General features: G+C 57.9%; 12 protein-coding genes. 5 read left to right on the forward strand and 7 right to left on the reverse strand.

Annotation, left to right across the window (positions count from 1 at the left end; all coding sequences use genetic code 11):
• Positions 1-509 precede the first annotated feature (509 nt).
• From HMPREF9451_RS07075 to rplM, 3 genes are all read right to left on the reverse strand, one after another.
• A complete protein-coding gene (locus tag HMPREF9451_RS07075; protein ID WP_009139620.1) occupies positions 510-1,925 on the reverse strand; it encodes a Na+/H+ antiporter NhaC family protein in 1,416 nt (471 codons plus the stop codon).
• A 253-nt stretch (positions 1,926-2,178) separates the two neighbouring features.
• Positions 2,179-2,571: a 30S ribosomal protein S9 gene (gene rpsI, locus HMPREF9451_RS07080; protein WP_009139621.1), complete on the reverse strand. Its 393-nt coding sequence runs from the start codon at positions 2,569-2,571 to the stop codon at positions 2,179-2,181.
• A 2-nt stretch (positions 2,572-2,573) separates the two neighbouring features.
• A complete protein-coding gene (gene rplM / locus HMPREF9451_RS07085) occupies positions 2,574-3,011 on the reverse strand; it encodes a 50S ribosomal protein L13 (protein ID WP_009139622.1) in 438 nt (145 codons plus the stop codon).
• An 823-nt stretch (positions 3,012-3,834) separates the two neighbouring features.
• On the opposite strand from rplM, the gene HMPREF9451_RS10265 reads away from it, so the two are divergent.
• From HMPREF9451_RS10265 to HMPREF9451_RS07095, 3 genes are all read left to right on the forward strand, one after another.
• The gene (locus HMPREF9451_RS10265) at positions 3,835-3,933 is read left to right on the forward strand and encodes a LuxR C-terminal-related transcriptional regulator (RefSeq protein ID WP_148508705.1); all 99 of its coding nucleotides are present in this window, start codon (positions 3,835-3,837) and stop codon (positions 3,931-3,933) included.
• Between the two features lie 98 nt (positions 3,934-4,031).
• Entirely contained in the window at positions 4,032-5,126 is a 1,095-nt protein-coding gene (argC, locus tag HMPREF9451_RS07090) for an N-acetyl-gamma-glutamyl-phosphate reductase (protein WP_232204096.1), read from the forward strand.
• A gap of 76 nt (positions 5,127-5,202) precedes the next feature.
• Positions 5,203-6,474 (forward strand): aspartate aminotransferase family protein, encoded by a 1,272-nt coding sequence (locus tag HMPREF9451_RS07095; RefSeq protein WP_009139624.1) that lies wholly within the window; start codon positions 5,203-5,205, stop codon positions 6,472-6,474.
• 189 nt (positions 6,475-6,663) lie between these two features.
• Here HMPREF9451_RS07095 and HMPREF9451_RS07100 read toward each other — a convergent pair whose 3' ends face one another.
• Positions 6,664-8,313, reverse strand: a complete 1,650-nt coding sequence (locus HMPREF9451_RS07100) for an FAD-dependent oxidoreductase (protein ID WP_009139625.1) — start codon at positions 8,311-8,313, stop codon at positions 6,664-6,666.
• A gap of 215 nt (positions 8,314-8,528) precedes the next feature.
• Between HMPREF9451_RS07100 and HMPREF9451_RS07105 the strand changes: the two genes are divergently transcribed.
• Positions 8,529-9,938 (forward strand): helix-turn-helix domain-containing protein, encoded by a 1,410-nt coding sequence (locus tag HMPREF9451_RS07105; RefSeq protein ID WP_009139626.1) that lies wholly within the window; start codon positions 8,529-8,531, stop codon positions 9,936-9,938.
• A 183-nt stretch (positions 9,939-10,121) separates the two neighbouring features.
• Here the strand turns inward: HMPREF9451_RS07105 and HMPREF9451_RS07110 are convergent, their stop codons facing one another.
• Together HMPREF9451_RS07110 and HMPREF9451_RS07115 are read right to left on the reverse strand one after the other, a co-directional pair.
• Positions 10,122-11,201, reverse strand: a complete 1,080-nt coding sequence (locus tag HMPREF9451_RS07110) for a molybdopterin-dependent oxidoreductase (RefSeq protein WP_009139627.1) — start codon at positions 11,199-11,201, stop codon at positions 10,122-10,124.
• Between the two features lie 19 nt (positions 11,202-11,220).
• Positions 11,221-12,909 (reverse strand): molybdopterin-dependent oxidoreductase, encoded by a 1,689-nt coding sequence (locus tag HMPREF9451_RS07115; protein ID WP_009139628.1) that lies wholly within the window; start codon positions 12,907-12,909, stop codon positions 11,221-11,223.
• A 328-nt stretch (positions 12,910-13,237) separates the two neighbouring features.
• Here HMPREF9451_RS07115 and HMPREF9451_RS07120 point away from each other — a divergent pair, with 328 nt between their 5' ends.
• The gene (locus HMPREF9451_RS07120) at positions 13,238-14,764 is read left to right on the forward strand and encodes a response regulator transcription factor (protein WP_009139629.1); all 1,527 of its coding nucleotides are present in this window, start codon (positions 13,238-13,240) and stop codon (positions 14,762-14,764) included.
• A gap of 59 nt (positions 14,765-14,823) precedes the next feature.
• On the opposite strand, the gene HMPREF9451_RS07125 is transcribed toward HMPREF9451_RS07120, so the two are convergent.
• Positions 14,824-15,135: a thioredoxin family protein gene (locus HMPREF9451_RS07125; protein ID WP_009139630.1), complete on the reverse strand. Its 312-nt coding sequence runs from the start codon at positions 15,133-15,135 to the stop codon at positions 14,824-14,826.
• Between the last annotated feature and the right edge of the window lie 13 nt (positions 15,136-15,148).

Raw genomic sequence — 15,148 nt, forward strand, 5'->3', positions numbered from 1 at the left:
AAAGCCCCCTTCTTGACGATGAGCAATCGATTCCGGAATTGGCCAAAAACGCATCATGTGGCGAAGTAGTTCCGTCCTGTTTAGCATCCATGGTCAAAAACCCCTAATATGGCGAAAGATGCTTGCCGTTCACCGCCGTATTACGCCCGTTTACCCATCGAAAAGCGCTCAACTAAGATGACCTGAAAACAGCCAATTGCATATTGCCTGTTCAGAGCGACGACGGTTCTTCGCAATCAAGGGAAGAATTCTCCATATCACCCTCGTTTGACCACGCGCCGCAAAAAGAGCGTCCGCGTTTCTCCATACTCAGCCACATTGACCATGCAAACGAAGCGAACCAACGCAAAACGCCTCGACCCATTTAACGCGCAAGCACAAACACGACCCGACAAACCCTGAGCAGAGCTCTGAAGCCACCGCGACGCGTTCGCAAATCGAAAGAAGGCTCCCAAAGATATCCGGTGGTTTCGGACGAACATGACGTCGGAGCCGCCGAACGCAAGAGGCTAAGCCGCGGGCTTTTCGGCGCAAGCCGTCCAGCCAAGACGTTTTCCGAGCAGAACCGCCACAATGGCGACTGCAATAGGATAGAGATAGCAGAAGAAGGCGAAGGGCAAGTATTCTACGCAAGCCACGCCGAGAATCGTGACCATGTAGATTGAACAGGTGTTCCACGGAACAAGAACGGAAGTGATTCCCGCGCTCGAATTCACGATATTACTCCATACCTCGCCCGGCACCTTGCGCTCCTTGAACGCATCGCCGTACATCTTGCACGAAAGCGCGATAGCCGGATATTGATCGGGAAGCAGCACGTTGAATGCGGCGCCGCTCGCGACGGTTGCCCCAGCAAGCGACCCGAAGCTTTTAAGCCTCGAGGTAATGGGCTCGATAAGCGACTGCATGAGGCCCGTATGCTGGAGGATACCCACATAGGCCATGACCAGAATCACGATGGAAATGGTCGGCAGCATCTCTTCGATGCCTCCCGTGGAGAACAGGCTGTCGAGCACCTCGAAGCCCGTCTCGCTCACCACGCCGGTGTTCGCTGCGGCCACGGCAACGCCCAGGTCAGCCCCCTGCAACAACACCGCTTCGACAATGGCCAGAAGCACACCGAGCAAAAATGAAGGAATGGCAGGGACCTGCATTACGATGCAGGCGATCATAACCACGAGAGGAATCAACGTCACAGGCCCGATCGCGTAAGACTGGTCAAGCGCGGAAAGCAGCTCATCGACTTGGCTCGCGCCTGCCTCCGTCATGCCGGTTCCTAGCGTGCTGCCAATAAAGAAATACAGCCCGACGCTCACGAGGCATACCGCGATCACGATGGGAAGGAACTTTTTGCACAGCGAGAACACGCTTACGTCGGCGATGGCCGCACACAGCACTGGGCCGTCCGTCAGAGGCGAGGCAATTTCACTCACATAAGCAGCGGCGATGATGGCACCCGCTGCCATGCCGAGCGGAATATCAAGCGCAGCGGCAATGCCCATGAACGCAATGCCAATTGTGCCGGCAGCGCCCCACGACCCCAGCACGATGCCCACCAGGAGCGTTCCTAAAAATGCCACAGGCAAAAACAGCTCAGGGCTGATTACGCTAAGCCCGTAGTAAATAAGGGTCGGCACGGTGCCGGAGAGAATCCACGTACCCACGAGCATACCGATACACATCAGGATAAGAACAGCCTCCATGGCATCGAGAACGCCCTTCATGGCGCCGTTGAGAACCTCCTCCCAACTGTTGCCCAAATACATCGCGATAGCGCCCGCGATAGCACAACCCGCGACCATGGGAATCTGCGGCTCCGACCCCAGGCCTACGACGCATCCGAACATGACCGCCGCAAGCAGAGCGAAGGCGAGCAGTCCGTGACGGAATTTCACCTCTTTTTTCGTCTTTGTCTTCCCAGCCACGATTAACCTTCTTTCGCATTCCGAAACCACGCATGCATGCAATCCATGCCCGAAAGGCCGATGGATGCAGTAGCGCGTATTCTTTCGATTCTATTCGCTGCAGCATCGACGAGCCGGCCTCAAGCGGGGTCGATACCGTCCCGACACCACAAAGGACCAGCCTATGCATCGTTGCGCAATTGTCCAAAATACTCCATGCACAAAGAAAGCCCGCCGAAGCGGGCTTTCTGAAGCATACAGATATATGTAATGCTTAGCGCTTGCTGAACTGCGGGCGCTTGCGAGCCTTCTTGAGGCCGTACTTCTTGCGCTCGACCATACGGGGGTCACGAGTCAGGAAGCCTGCCTTCTTGAGCTCGGGGCGATACTCGCCAGCCTCGAGCAAAGCACGGCTGATGCCGTGGCGAAGAGCGCCAGCCTGACCGGACACGCCGCCGCCATTGCAACGAGCGATGACGTCGAAGTGACCCTGGGTGTCGGTGACCTTGAAAGGAGCAGCAGCGTAGTTCACGAGAGCTTCGCGGCCGAAGTACTCCTGACCATCACGGCCGTTAACCGTGATCTTGCCGGTGCCGGGGACCAAGCGGACGCGAGCAACGGCGTTCTTACGACGGCCAGTGCCGTAATAGATTGCTTCACCTGCCATTGTTAGTTCTCCTCCATCTTGATCTCACGAGGCTTCTGAGCTGCATGCGGATGCTCAGGACCGACGTACACCTTCAGCTTCTTGCCCTGCTTGCGGCCAAGCGTGTTCTTGGGAAGCATGCCCTTGACAGCATGCTCGATAACGCGCTCGGGATGCTTCTGCATGGCCTCAGCGAAGGTCTCCATCTTCAAGCCGCCGGGGAAACCGGAGTGACGGTAGTATTCCTTGCTGGTAGCCTTGGTGCCCGTCATGCGGATCTTGTCAGCATTCACGATGATGACGAAGTCGCCGGTGTCAACATGGGGAGTGTACTGCGGCTTATGCTTGCCCTTGAGAATATGGGCAGCCTTAGCGGCAACACGACCCAGAACCTGGTCGGTGGCGTCGATAACGACCCACTCGCGCTCAACCTCAAGCGGCTTTGCGTAATACGTCTTCACTGTATCCTCCAATAGAATCTTTGTTCTAGTTCAAAAGTGCTGGCAACAAGACTGTTCGGGTTCCTACGCCAAACCAACGCCGCCGGATCTGGACTTCCTTAAGCGCTGTGCCCTGTTTTTGCGCAGCAAGTACGGGGCTTTTGAAAGCGAACTTTTTCAGTATAAAAATGACCCAACGTCCCGTCAATAAAAATTAACGAAAAAATGTGTGCATTTTCCGCATATGACATGCGGTTTCTTTTAGAAACCATAAACGCACGACAACATTTCGCAGCCGCCTGCCCGATGCGCCTCGAGAAGGCCCGAAGTCCTCGGAAAACACGAAGCACCCGCAAGCACAGACTCGACCCGTCGAAGCCGATGGCCGCATGCACGAACCTGTTGACTGCATACATGCAGAGAGACCGGGGGATGCCCGGTCTCTCTGGCGCCAAAGCGCCTAGTCTGCTCTTTCCCGACAAGCTACCATGCGGCCCGCTACATGACGAAAGTCAGCGGTACGGCGGCCATCACCACCAAAAAACAGCGGAGAAATTACTTCTATCGTCGTTTTTAAGCGGCGCGGGGACTCGCCGTTCGTGTTCATCCGGCTTCTTAAAACGGCATACAGCGACGCAGGAGCCGCGCAGGAAAACACGCAGCGCCTTGAAAAGCTCCTTGGCCTGAAAGGAACGCAGCTCAGCAGCGCTTCCATGCGCAAGGAGCTCATCTTGCACGATGCAGAAAAGCTAAAGGAAGAATTCGGCCTGTCCGACCGTGAAGCCGAGGTCATAGCGCTTTATGCCCTGGGCAAAACCCAGCAGGCAATTGCCGAAGACCTTTCATCACGCCCGCAACCGTGCGCGTGCACATCAAGCACGTCTACGCTAAAACCGACCTGCATTCGCGCCAGGAAATCATCGATCGCATGGAGAGTGCCTAAAGGCGTATTTGAGCCCGACATTACTCCAATTCAATGGATAACTATGAATTTTAATGCTGTAAAATGCATAGTCACGAATACACTGGGGTACGGAGGCCATGATGGACAGCATACGCGTAGGAATCGTCGGCGCAACAGGATTCGCCGGAGCAGAGCTTGCCAGGCTGATCGCGCAGCATCCCGTCTTTGAGGCGGTCGCCCTTACGGCAGGAGCCGAAGCGGGCACCGAAATAGGCAAGCTTTACCCAGCACTTGAACACGCCTATCCCAAGACAACCCTCGTACCCCATGATGACGAATCGCTGCTTTCCTGCGACGTAGTGTTTACCGCCGTTCCCCACACCGCTGGCATGCAGCATGCACAACGGCTTGCGGAAGCAGGCGTTTCCGTCGTCGACCTTTCCGCCGACTTCCGCTTCTCCGACAAGGACCGTTACGAGAGCATCTACAAAACCACCCACACCGCGCCGGAACTCCTCGAACACGCCGTGTACGGCCAACCCGAAACCATGCGCGCAGAGCTCGTCCGCCTCGCCGAAGAACACGCCCAAGGGGATGCCGTCGTCGTAGGGTGCGCCGGCTGCTACGTCACGGCATCCATCCTCGCCGCCGCGCCCGCCATGCACGCAGGGCTTGCGCAGGAGGCATCCCCCGTAATCATCGATGCCATATCCGGCGTCACCGGAGCCGGACGCAAAGCCACGGCAAAGACCCACTTCTGCTCCGCGGACGAATCCGTTGAAGCGTACGGGCTTCCCCATCATCGCCATGCACCCGAAATAGCCCAGGCTTACGCCCGCCTTCATCCGCGCCTTGACGACGGTGGCCTGGTGCATGTCATTTTCACGCCGCATCTCGCACCGCTTCGCCGCGGACTTCTTTCCACGGTCTACATTCCCCTCGCGAAGCAGACCACAACCCGCGATCTTCACGCGCTCTACGAAAAGCACTATGCCGACGAAGCTTTGGTTTCCGTGCTTCCCGAAGGCGTGTGGCCCAAAACCGCGTCGGTCGAAGGAACGGCCCGCGCGCACGTCAACGTATCGGTCAACGAGGAAGAGCAGGTTGCCGTGTGCATGTGCGCCATCGACAACCTTGGAAAAGGCGCATCGGCCCAGGCGGTCCAATGTGCCAACATCGTATGCGGCCTGCCCGAAAACACCGGCCTTGAGCTGCTCGCATGTATCCCTTAGCCAACGCCGCGCCCGCAACCACCGACCTATCACCCGCACCATCAGGTATGGCAGACCCTAGAGAATGGAGAACCCCATGAATGCGCCATCCCAATCGATCGCCCATGTAAAAGAGCTCGAAGACCGCTACGTCATGTCCACCTTTGCCCGCAACAATGTCGAATTCGTACAGGGTTCGGGCATGGAGCTTACCGATTCCACCGGTAAAACCTACCTCGATTTCCTCGCTGGCATTGCCGTATGCAGCCTTGGCCACAACCACCCCGTTCTGACGAAGACGCTGCAGGAACAGGCCGGAAATCTCCTGCATGTTTCCAACTACTTCTACGTAGAACATCGCGCCGAAGTGGCCGAGCTCATCAACAAACTTGCCAACGAACGCGCCGACGCCGCCGAACGTGCCGACGAATCCGCATCGGGGAAGGAAGTCGCCTGGAAGACGTTTTTCGCCAATTCCGGCGCCGAAGCCAACGAATGCGCCATGAAGCTCGCTCGCCTTCGCCAGAAACGCGCAGGCAAAAGCGCCAACACCATCGTCTGCCTCAGGGGAAGCTTCCACGGACGCACGCTTGAAACGGTTGCCGCAACCATGCAGGACCGCCTCCAGAATGACTTCCAGCCCCTGCCCGGCGGCTTTCTCCCCTGCACCCCGAACAACGAAGACGAGCTCGAGCGCATCTTCGCCGAACACGGCAAGGACATTTGCGCGGTCATGCTCGAGCCCATTCAGGGCGAAAGCGGCGTGCACCCCATGACGAAATCGTTCATGCAGGCCGTTCGACGCCTCACCCTTGAAAACGACGCGCTCATGATCTGCGACGAAGTACAGACGGGCGTCTTCCGCTGCGGAGCACCTTTCGCCTTCCAGCTCTTCGACGTTGTCCCCGACATCTTCACCATGGCGAAGGGCATTGCGGGCGGCGTACCCATGGGCGCCTGTGCCGCACGGGCGGAAATCGCAGACGTATACCGCCCAGGAGACCACGGCACCACCTTCGGCGGAAGCCCCCTCGCCTGTGCCGCCGCCCATGCCGTTCTTTCCGAGCTTGACGAGGGCGGCTATCGCGAAAAAATCAAAGAAGTGGGCGCGTATCTTTCCGATGCCCTTTCCGCGCTTGACCACGTGGTCGAGGTGCGCGGCAAAGGCCTCATGATCGGATGCGACCTCGCAGAAGGAATGCCCGACGCGCACGATATCGTTGCCGCCATGCTTGACGAAGGGTTCGTCCTCAATGCAACCGGCCCGCGCACGCTGCGTTTGCTTCCTCCCCTGATTTGCGAAAAATCGCACGCGGACGCCTTCGTGGAAGCGCTGGATCGCGTTTTGGAGAAAGTCTCGCAAAGCTAACTGCCAACAAGTGGAATTCGGACACGCAGCCGAATAAGAAATGCATCGTCTTCATCGAAACGCGCAGCGGCAATCACCGCCATCGGCAAACAAATGAAGGGGCGAGCCAAACGGCTCGCCCCTTTTCGTGAAAGCAAACGCGTAAGGGAGGGGGTATGCGTTTGCGAGAATTGATTCACGCGCTTGCGCCTACGCTTTCGCCAAGTCTCGACCGAGCAGATAGCCGTAGGTAATGCAGCGGCCGTGGCTGTTGCCGGCAACGTTGATCGGATAGTCCACCGCAGTGATGTCGCCTTGGCAGTTGCCGAGCGCATACAGGCCTTCAATGGGCTTTCCTTCGGCATCAAGGCACTGGAAATCTACGTTGGTCTTCAGGCCGCCCGTAACCGCAAGCAGCGCGGGACCGACCTTGAGCGCATAGAACGGGCCTTCTTTGACCGGCGTCAGGAACACGGGCTTTTTGTAATAGTCCGTGTCTTCCCCCGCCTCGCACATGCCGTTGTAACGCTCAACCGTGGCCTTGAACGTCTCGGCGTCGCAGCCGATCTTCTCGGCGAGCTCGTCAAGCGTGTCCGCCTGATATGCCATGCCGCTTTCAATATAGGTGGGAATCTGGGTCTTGAAGTACTCGGGAGCCAGGCTCAGGTCGGAACCATACGGGCGGAAGCTATCCCAGAACATGCCGCCGCCATACGGAAGGCCGTCCACCAAGTCGGTCTCCCAGTTCGCATCGAAGATAGACCACGCCTCGCCATTGGGCTGACGGTTGATGGCCAGGGATTTGCCCTGAACCCACGTGTCTTCGCACATAAAGCGCTCACCGTTGTCGTTCACGAACAAGAACGGACCGTGGAACCAGCAAAACGCCTGCGGGTGCATCATCGTCGGGAACGGAAGATCCTGCAGCTGCGCGCCGGCCCACATGCCCATCTTGTGACCGTCGCCCGTGTTCATGCCCACTGGCGTGTACTGGCTGCGCGGCTGGCCGTATTCGACGCAAATGGGAGCGTACGCTTTGCACATCTCAAGATTGCCGCCGATATCGCCCGTGCACAGCACCACGCCCTTGCTCGCGTTGTACTGCACATAGCCCTCGGACGTCTCGCAAATGCAGCCGGTCACCTTCTCGCCTTCTTTGACAAGCTGAACCGCCGGAGAATCAAACACGAACTCCGCACCAGCCTCAACGGCGCCGTTGTACAGAATCTCAGCACCGGCAAAACCCGTCGAAGTAAGACCGCTATCCTCGGGAAGAATGAGCATGTGGTACCCGGGCTGTTCGGCATACACGTCGTCGTGGCTGTAGAACGCACCCACCATGGCGCTGCCGCCTATGGCCTCCACCTTGTCGAGCAGCCAGTTGCTAGCCTCTTCGGAATTGTTGAAGAACTTGACGATGAGGTCTTCGTTGGCACGGCTTGCGCACTGAGCGATCCAATGCTGCTTCGCGTTCACCTTGTCAACCTTGATGCCCAGCTCGTCCATATAACGCGAGTTGATGGCGCCGAATCCGCCGCCGCGCCCATTCCAGCTCGAGGTTTTCTCGACAACCGTCACCTTGCCGCCGTTTTCGGCAGCAGAGCATGCCATTGCGCAACCGGCAAGGCCTGCACCGATAACCAGGATGTCGGTATCGACCGTCTTTGCGATATCGGTGATAGGTTCCGGGGCAATTTCCCACTCATAGCGAGCCTCGCCCGTTGCAGCGGTCTCGGAGCCAGAAGTCCCTTCGCCGCCGCCCTGGGAAGGCGAGCAGCCGACAAGCCCGGCGCCCGCTGCGGCAACCCCGGCAAATGCCGCACCGGTCAAAAAATTACGACGCGAAATCCCTTCGTTCATGATTCCCTCCTCCTGTATTTGGATTTTGTACGCCGCAAGAGCATTCCTTTTTGTTTTGTCTCCTCTTGCGTCGACAGATGAAGCATGCCACGGACAGCTGCCGCGCCCAATCGGCGCTGCGACCCATTTCGCCATATGGGCCGAATTGGACCATATGGCATCCATCAGGTAAAACGCTATAATCGCCTGCATTCGAATAAACAGGAGGGGAAGTAATGGGACAGCCCGCAGCGCACACGAGCAGCCTGGCGCGACATCATCTAATCGGACTCGGGTTTTGGCAGGCGTGGCAAATGGCCGCTTTCTGTTCGAGTGCCATCATCGACGATACGCCCCATTCGGGCATCTCTCTCAAGACCCTCGCCATAGCGTGCACGACGCTTGGCTACCTTGTCGTCATGGCGGCAAGCGAGAAAAGCGCTTTGCGTCCCAAGCGACCGTTCGACCTCATGGGGTCGTCTTTCTCCATGGCCTTCGGCACGCTCGTCTTGATGTTCGCACCGTACCTCAGCGACCCAAGCCTTGAAGTTGTCGCCCTGGTCTTCTCGCTCACAAGCATATCCTTCGGCAATGCATCGCTTCTCATGATGTGGGGAGAGCTCTGGGGAACGCTTGCAACGGGGCGGGTCGGAAGGCATCTCTACCTCTCTTATGCATTCGCATTCCTGCTCTTCTTCGGCGTCTTCGCCCTCCCCCATCCGTTCGCAGGTCTTCTGGTCTGCACCTTCCCTTTGCTTTCGGCGACTATTCTTCATTCGTGCGAAAGCGAGCCTAAAAGAATGCAAGGACTTTCGCCTCATACAATCAACAGGGTCTCCTCCATAAAAGCCATCGCGTTCATGCTGGTTCTCAGCATGGTGTGGGGAATCAGCCAAAACATCGTTCCTCACGTCGCCGCAAACGCTTCTTCGGGAAACTTCATGGGCATGACTATGTTCGTGGCTGGCATCGCCATAGGGGCGTTCGCTCTTAATCTCACCCTCAGCGCACCGCCGTCCGAAACCGCCGCGCTCTATCGCCCCGTCATACCCGCCATGGCGGCGGGGCTGATGGCCCTCATAGCGCTGCCACCGTCGTTCGCCTTCATAGGCAACGGCCTCATTGCCATGGGAATCTACTGCCTTGACATGTTCTTGATGCTTGCATCGACCGACCTGGCGTTTCGGTGCAAAATCCCCACTACGCGCATTTTCGGAACCGCCGTATTCGTATCGCGCAGCGGAACGCTCCTCGGGTCGGTTGCCGGAGCAACCATGATGCCGCACATGGCCTGGGACGCCTCGTTTATTACCCTTGCCGCACTGTGCCTGGGGGTGCTCGCCATCGCAGGAACGCTTTTATTCACGCAGACCGACCTGCAGCAATGCTACGAAACCCCGCGTACGTCGCTCGACGACGAAAGACCCACGCTCTCGCAGCGTTGCGACGCGATAGTGAAGTCCGCCGGCCTGACGTCGCGCGAAGCCGAGGTACTCGGTCTGCTTGTGCGCGGACGCACCGTACAAGACGTATGCAACGAGCTGGTCATTGCGCAAGGAACCGCGAAGCACCATGTGAGCAACATCTACCGTAAACTCGGAGTAAGCGATCGGCGAAGCCTTTATGACGTCGTAGAGCAGGCGTAATCGTCCGCGAACGACAAACGGCCCCTTTCGCACGGATAGCAAAAGGGGCCGCAAGCGCTCTTGGCGACGAAAAGGAGGGGGCGTCGCCCGCGCGGGCGTACGAGAATATGCGAAGACAAATCAAGAGCAGAGCCGCGATTTCGTCTTCAGCATGCCCAGCTTCGGCAAGAACCGCCCGAAAGGTTACAGAACCTCGAACGAAAGGCTCGCTTCGAGCGGAGAGACCACTCCGTCAGTCGTGCGAGCGCGAACGGTGAGCTGATACTCGCCTGCTTCTTCGAACGAAGTCTCGAACTGCCAGTTCACCCATTTGTCGGCGGTAGCGCCTTCGGTGGGGCACTCGGTCCAGGTTTCGCCGCCGTCGAAGGAGAATTCGATCGCCTCGATGGGGCTGCCCAGATCGTCCGCCACGCCCTCGAACGTAATGGAGTTGCCGGCGAAGAACACGCAGCCGTCGGCGCTGTTCATGATTTCAATCTTGTTGCGATACGCAGGATCGACAGATTGCACATCGGGCACCCGCTCTTCGGCAGTCAGTTTGATGTCGACAACGTTGCGCGTGAAGTAACGTGCCACGGTTTCGGGCATCCACAGCTGGGCGGAAGGGCCGGCTTCGCTCTGGAGTTTTTCGCCGTTAACCTCGTAGACCAGCAGCGCGTCGCGGTCGAGGCAGTACTGCAAAGGCAGCGCCTGGCCGAAGCCGTCAACGCCGTAGGCAGTCACCGTGTTCACGCCGTCTTCCAGGTCGGCCATATCAATCACGGCTGCAAGCGGAACGCCCACCACAGCGGCCTGGCCGAACGGCGCGCCTGTCGCGCACGAGCACACCATGGTCTGCTCCTCGGATTCGTCCTCCATATCTTCGAGGTTCACGGAGAAGTTTTCCTTGATATTGCCGCCGACGTTGACATAATACGTCGCCACGCCTTCGGCGGGCTCTCCCGCCATAAGCTCGTTAGCGGGCTTGGAACACATCGAGGTGATGGCCGTGCCGAACACGTTGAACAACTCGTCATTAGGGGTCACGCCGTCCTGGTTGAAAAAGAACGCGCCCTCCTTGTTGGCAATCTTGGTATAGTCGCTCTCCTCGAGCATCAACGTATGGGAATCAATCTGATACCCGTTGTTTTCGTGCGTCGCGCCCTCGGGGGCATCCGAACCGTCCAGGATCGCAGGACCGCCCGCCGCCACGGCAACGCCGGTCATTCCCAGCAGAAGGGCGCCACCAGCCGCTCCTGCAGCCATTGCTTTCTTCTTGTTCATAAGAAAACGCTCCTTCGCTCTATGCTTCGTTCTCAAGGCCGGTCGAGAACATCAAGGGCAGATCGGAATCGGGACCGCCGGCCTTGATGACCTTGTCTTCTGCCGGTAACTCGTCCTTCGCGTTCACCATGACTTCGTGCTCGCGATAGCTCACTTCGCCCTCTTCAGTGGTGGCGCGCACGCTTAGGCAATATGCGCCATGCTCGGGCGGGGTCCACTCGAACGTCCACCAGATCCAACGATTCACATCGGTGTCCCCGAGGTCGTAGGTTGTCCACGTTTCGCCGTGGTCCATGGAGAATTCGATGCTTTTGACCTTATGGTCGAACGCGTCCACGTAACCCTGGAAGGTATAGGGCTTGCCCGTCTCGATAATGACGCCCTCGGGAGTTCCGCAGATCGTTGCGTTCGGGCGGTTCACATGCGCATCCTCCTGGTTCACCTGACCGCATACTCGCTCGTCCATGACGTCGGAAGAAACCATGTAGCCAGAAAGCTGCTTGCTGAAAATCTGCGCGTCATAGCCTTCAACCCAGTTGGTGCAGGGGAAGCCACGACGGGCATCAAGGTATTCGCCGCCCATTTTGTAGACCAGATAATTGTCTTCGAGCTTGGCGACGTCAATACCGCTCTTGGAGGAGCCGTCGGCACGCACGCAGCGGACAGAATTCGTCCCCTCGGTCATGCCGCCCGCACGCTCGATAAGCCAGCTTACAGGAATGCCCGTGATTTCAGTCTGGCCGATGCCGCCGCCACCGATGGGGTTGAGCTCGCAGACCATCTTGGAAGGCTTGGTCACCACGACGCCGGCCTCTTCGGCCTCTTTGATTAGATCAACGAGCTTTGCGGTGTAGGGATTGGGCACATTACCCTCGATGGTGATTTCCCATTCGTCCATCATGCTCTGCGGAAGCTCAAGATTGAGAGCCGCCTCGCTGCAGGCGTAGCGCATGTGGTCGTAGTAGCCGTGAACGAAATCATAGCTATACAGATCGTCCATGCCCTGAACCTTGTCCTGCGTGAAATTGAATGTTCCCTCGACGTTTTCGACCGTCGTAATGCTATCGCCGAGCGCCTCGTACTTCACGTTCTCCCACAGCTGAAGGCCCTCGCCGTTGCCCGTAGCGCTGTGACAGGAATCGCACGTGCCGTTGAGACCTTCGGAGAACTTCTCGGTATTACGGCTGTTGAAATGGATGCCGTGTATCAAGCGGCCAAACTCATCGCCGTTGTCGCGATGGCAGGTGATGCACTGTTCGACATCGCTGTACGTTTCGAGATCTTTGTTAGGAAGCACTGCATGACGGTATTCCATGCCCATAATCATCTCGTTGAGGTCGGCATGGCAGGAGTTGCACCCCTTCTTGTCGGCGTCGAGATAGTACGTGTTGTACGAAATGGTCCAGCTTTGCTGCATCCAATGCGGGCACTCGTACTCGCTCGGCGTACGCTGCACCAGTTTGCCGTTGGGAAGCTGGCGAACTTCAGGCGCGTAGTCCTCAGCGATCTGGTCCCACTTCTCGTAGTTTTCGACGATGTATTCCTTGCCAGGATACTGAACGTCGCCGTCCGGCTCTCCGCCTCGGACGATCTCGTCCGCAGTGGAAGCCGAGTCAGCAGCAAAAGCAGGCACTATGAGAGCCGACGCTGCGAGCACTGCCGCGATGCCTGTCACCATGGCGCCACGCTTCGTCACCTTCTTCATCATTCCCCCTTCTCTTTTCGCGACAGCTGGCTCGCTTCGCCCTGTCGAAAACGAACCCGCCGTCGCCCCCTCCGGGCTTTCCAAAGCCCGCCTTACGCACAGGACAATACCGCTGCGCTATACGCGCGCGCATCAACACATCCGCGCTAAATGCCTGGTAGAGGACATAGCCCGTTTTGGTTGATGCGAGAAAAGCGTCCTTTCGAGCTTTCGCTCGAAAGGACGCGATAGACAGCTCCGCCGTTTTAACGGACAATGTTGCACACATCGAAAACGCCTCGCATCGAAAAGGCGCGTCTTCGGGCCTCGTTGCACAACCAGGGGAGGGGAAATGCTCGCATCTTTCAAGGATGCCGGCTTTTGCGCGCTTTTCGCCGCCGTCGGCCTTACCGTGAACCTGACGTGGTGTACGCTCGCAGGGCATACGCCCGGCTTCACCAACGCCCTTGCAAGCCTGGACGTTCCCGTGAATCCACGCGCATTCTTTCTTATGGGCATCCTCGTCATGAGCGTGGTTTTCACCGTTTTGCCGAGAAAAGCGCGCGAGGTTGACGCATCCCTGTGGCCTGCCGTAGCGCTTCTTGCCTGCATGGGAACGGCGTGTTTCGCCATCGCCTCAAGCCAAAGCGCTTTCTCCCCCGCCGTTCTCTCCATAGGCGGACTTTTGTTATTCGGCATAGGATACTTCTGGCTTACCGCCCGATTCGTCCTGCTTCTTGCACGAACGCAAACCTATTCCTGTACCATCGCCTGCTTGGCGTTTTCCCTTATCGTCGAACCCATGCTCGTCGCATTCGTGGAGCATTCCCTGCATGCCGAACTACAGGTGTCCATCGTCGTTTTGATGCCCATCCTGTCCGCAGCGCTTTTCCAATGCGCCCGCCACGCCGCACTTAAACAGCGAAGCAGCGAGAAGGGCAGCGGACGTACGGTATTTGGAATCCCCTCGCGGCCGCGCACCCCTTCCGCAGCCGAAGGACGAAGCGACACGAGCAGCGCGCTCATCCTCATAGCAGCGGCTTCTCTGCTGCTTGCGACCGTGCGAAGCCTGAGCTTCGTGGGGCTTTGGGGAGAAGGGCACATGGATGCCGATGGAGAGCCCTCTATGACATCGAACCCGTTGCTTTGGCTCGGCTATGCCGCGGGCCTCGCCGTCTTTTCATACGCCGCCCTCGGACGCACGGCGAATTGGTCGCTGCGACTGCGCTTTCAGCCGTCTTTCGTGACCATCATCATCACGCTTTCCGTGTCGATGATTCTTGCAGGAGACCCTCATGCCGACCCCGCGCTGCTCGACACCCTGATGAGGCTCAACGATTCGTTTTCCCATCTTATGTTCTGGGCCGTCGTCTCCATTCTTCTGGACATCTCCGCAACGCCTTCGTATCGAGTCATAGGCATAGGGGCATCGCTGTATTCCGCAGGATCTATCGCATGGGTGCTTTTCCTCGGCAATGCGGACGCCGTTGAAAACCTTATTGTCATCGTCGTCATCTACGTACTCGCCATGGCGTCGATGCATTACAGCTGGAATAAACGAGAAGGCGAAAACGAGCCTTCTCCTTCTGCGACGAACGTGATGGATGCGCTAGAAAAACGCTGCGCCGAAGTGTCCGAAGCCTATAAGCTGTCACCACGCGAAAGCGAAATCCTTGTGCTTTTGGCGCAAGGCCGCACGCGAACCTACATTCAAGAAGAGCTCGTTTTGGCGGAGAACACCGTGAAGTCCCACGTGGCCCACATTTACACGAAACTGGGCGTACGTGATCGGCAAGACATGATCGATATCGTATTGGACGTCGCCGAAAACAAAGCCGAACTCAAAGGGCAGAAGGACGAAGAACCACAGCGGCGCTGAACATCGCTGCGGCGGCGCATTGAGCCGCAACGCAAGCCGCCCTGTATTCGACCCGGCAATTACTCGAGCAAAAGCTCCTCTATGCGCTCTCGAGGAACGTAGCCTGCCACCGAAGTGACCATTCGCCCCTCGACGAATTTCACCGTAGTCGGCGCCGCCATGACATCGAACGCCCAGGCGACATCAGGAAAACGAACGGTATCCATAGCGGCGAAGCGCACCTCTGGATGCATATCGGCCACCTCTTCGAGAAGCATTGCGAGCGCGTTGCACGGACCGCATCCGGGGCTGAAGAATTCCACGATCGCAGGCTTATCGGAATTTGTAACCAGCTCGTCGAAGTTCTCCTTATCGAGTTGTATCAGCTTCATACCCATCCCCCTC

This window comes from Slackia piriformis YIT 12062 (genome assembly GCF_000296445.1).
GTDB classification, from domain to species: Bacteria; Actinomycetota; Coriobacteriia; order Coriobacteriales; family Eggerthellaceae; genus Slackia; species Slackia piriformis.

Bases quoted from the DNA above. Each gene is read 5' to 3' on its own strand.
- rpsI (WP_009139621.1), bottom strand. From the start codon at position 2,571: ATGGCAGGTGAAGCAATCTATTACGGCACTGGCCGTCGTAAGAACGCC.
- HMPREF9451_RS07120 (WP_009139629.1), top strand. From the start codon at position 13,238: ATGCTCGCATCTTTCAAGGATGCCGGCTTTTGCGCGCTTTTCGCCGCC.
- HMPREF9451_RS07125 (WP_009139630.1), bottom strand. From the start codon at position 15,135: ATGAAGCTGATACAACTCGATAAGGAGAACTTCGACGAGCTGGTTACA.
- HMPREF9451_RS07105 (WP_009139626.1), top strand. From the start codon at position 8,529: ATGGGACAGCCCGCAGCGCACACGAGCAGCCTGGCGCGACATCATCTA.
- HMPREF9451_RS07110 (WP_009139627.1), bottom strand. From the start codon at position 11,201: ATGAACAAGAAGAAAGCAATGGCTGCAGGAGCGGCTGGTGGCGCCCTT.
- HMPREF9451_RS07115 (WP_009139628.1), bottom strand. From the start codon at position 12,909: ATGATGAAGAAGGTGACGAAGCGTGGCGCCATGGTGACAGGCATCGCG.
- argC (WP_232204096.1), top strand. From the start codon at position 4,032: ATGATGGACAGCATACGCGTAGGAATCGTCGGCGCAACAGGATTCGCC.
- HMPREF9451_RS07095 (WP_009139624.1), top strand. From the start codon at position 5,203: ATGAATGCGCCATCCCAATCGATCGCCCATGTAAAAGAGCTCGAAGAC.
- HMPREF9451_RS07100 (WP_009139625.1), bottom strand. From the start codon at position 8,313: ATGAACGAAGGGATTTCGCGTCGTAATTTTTTGACCGGTGCGGCATTT.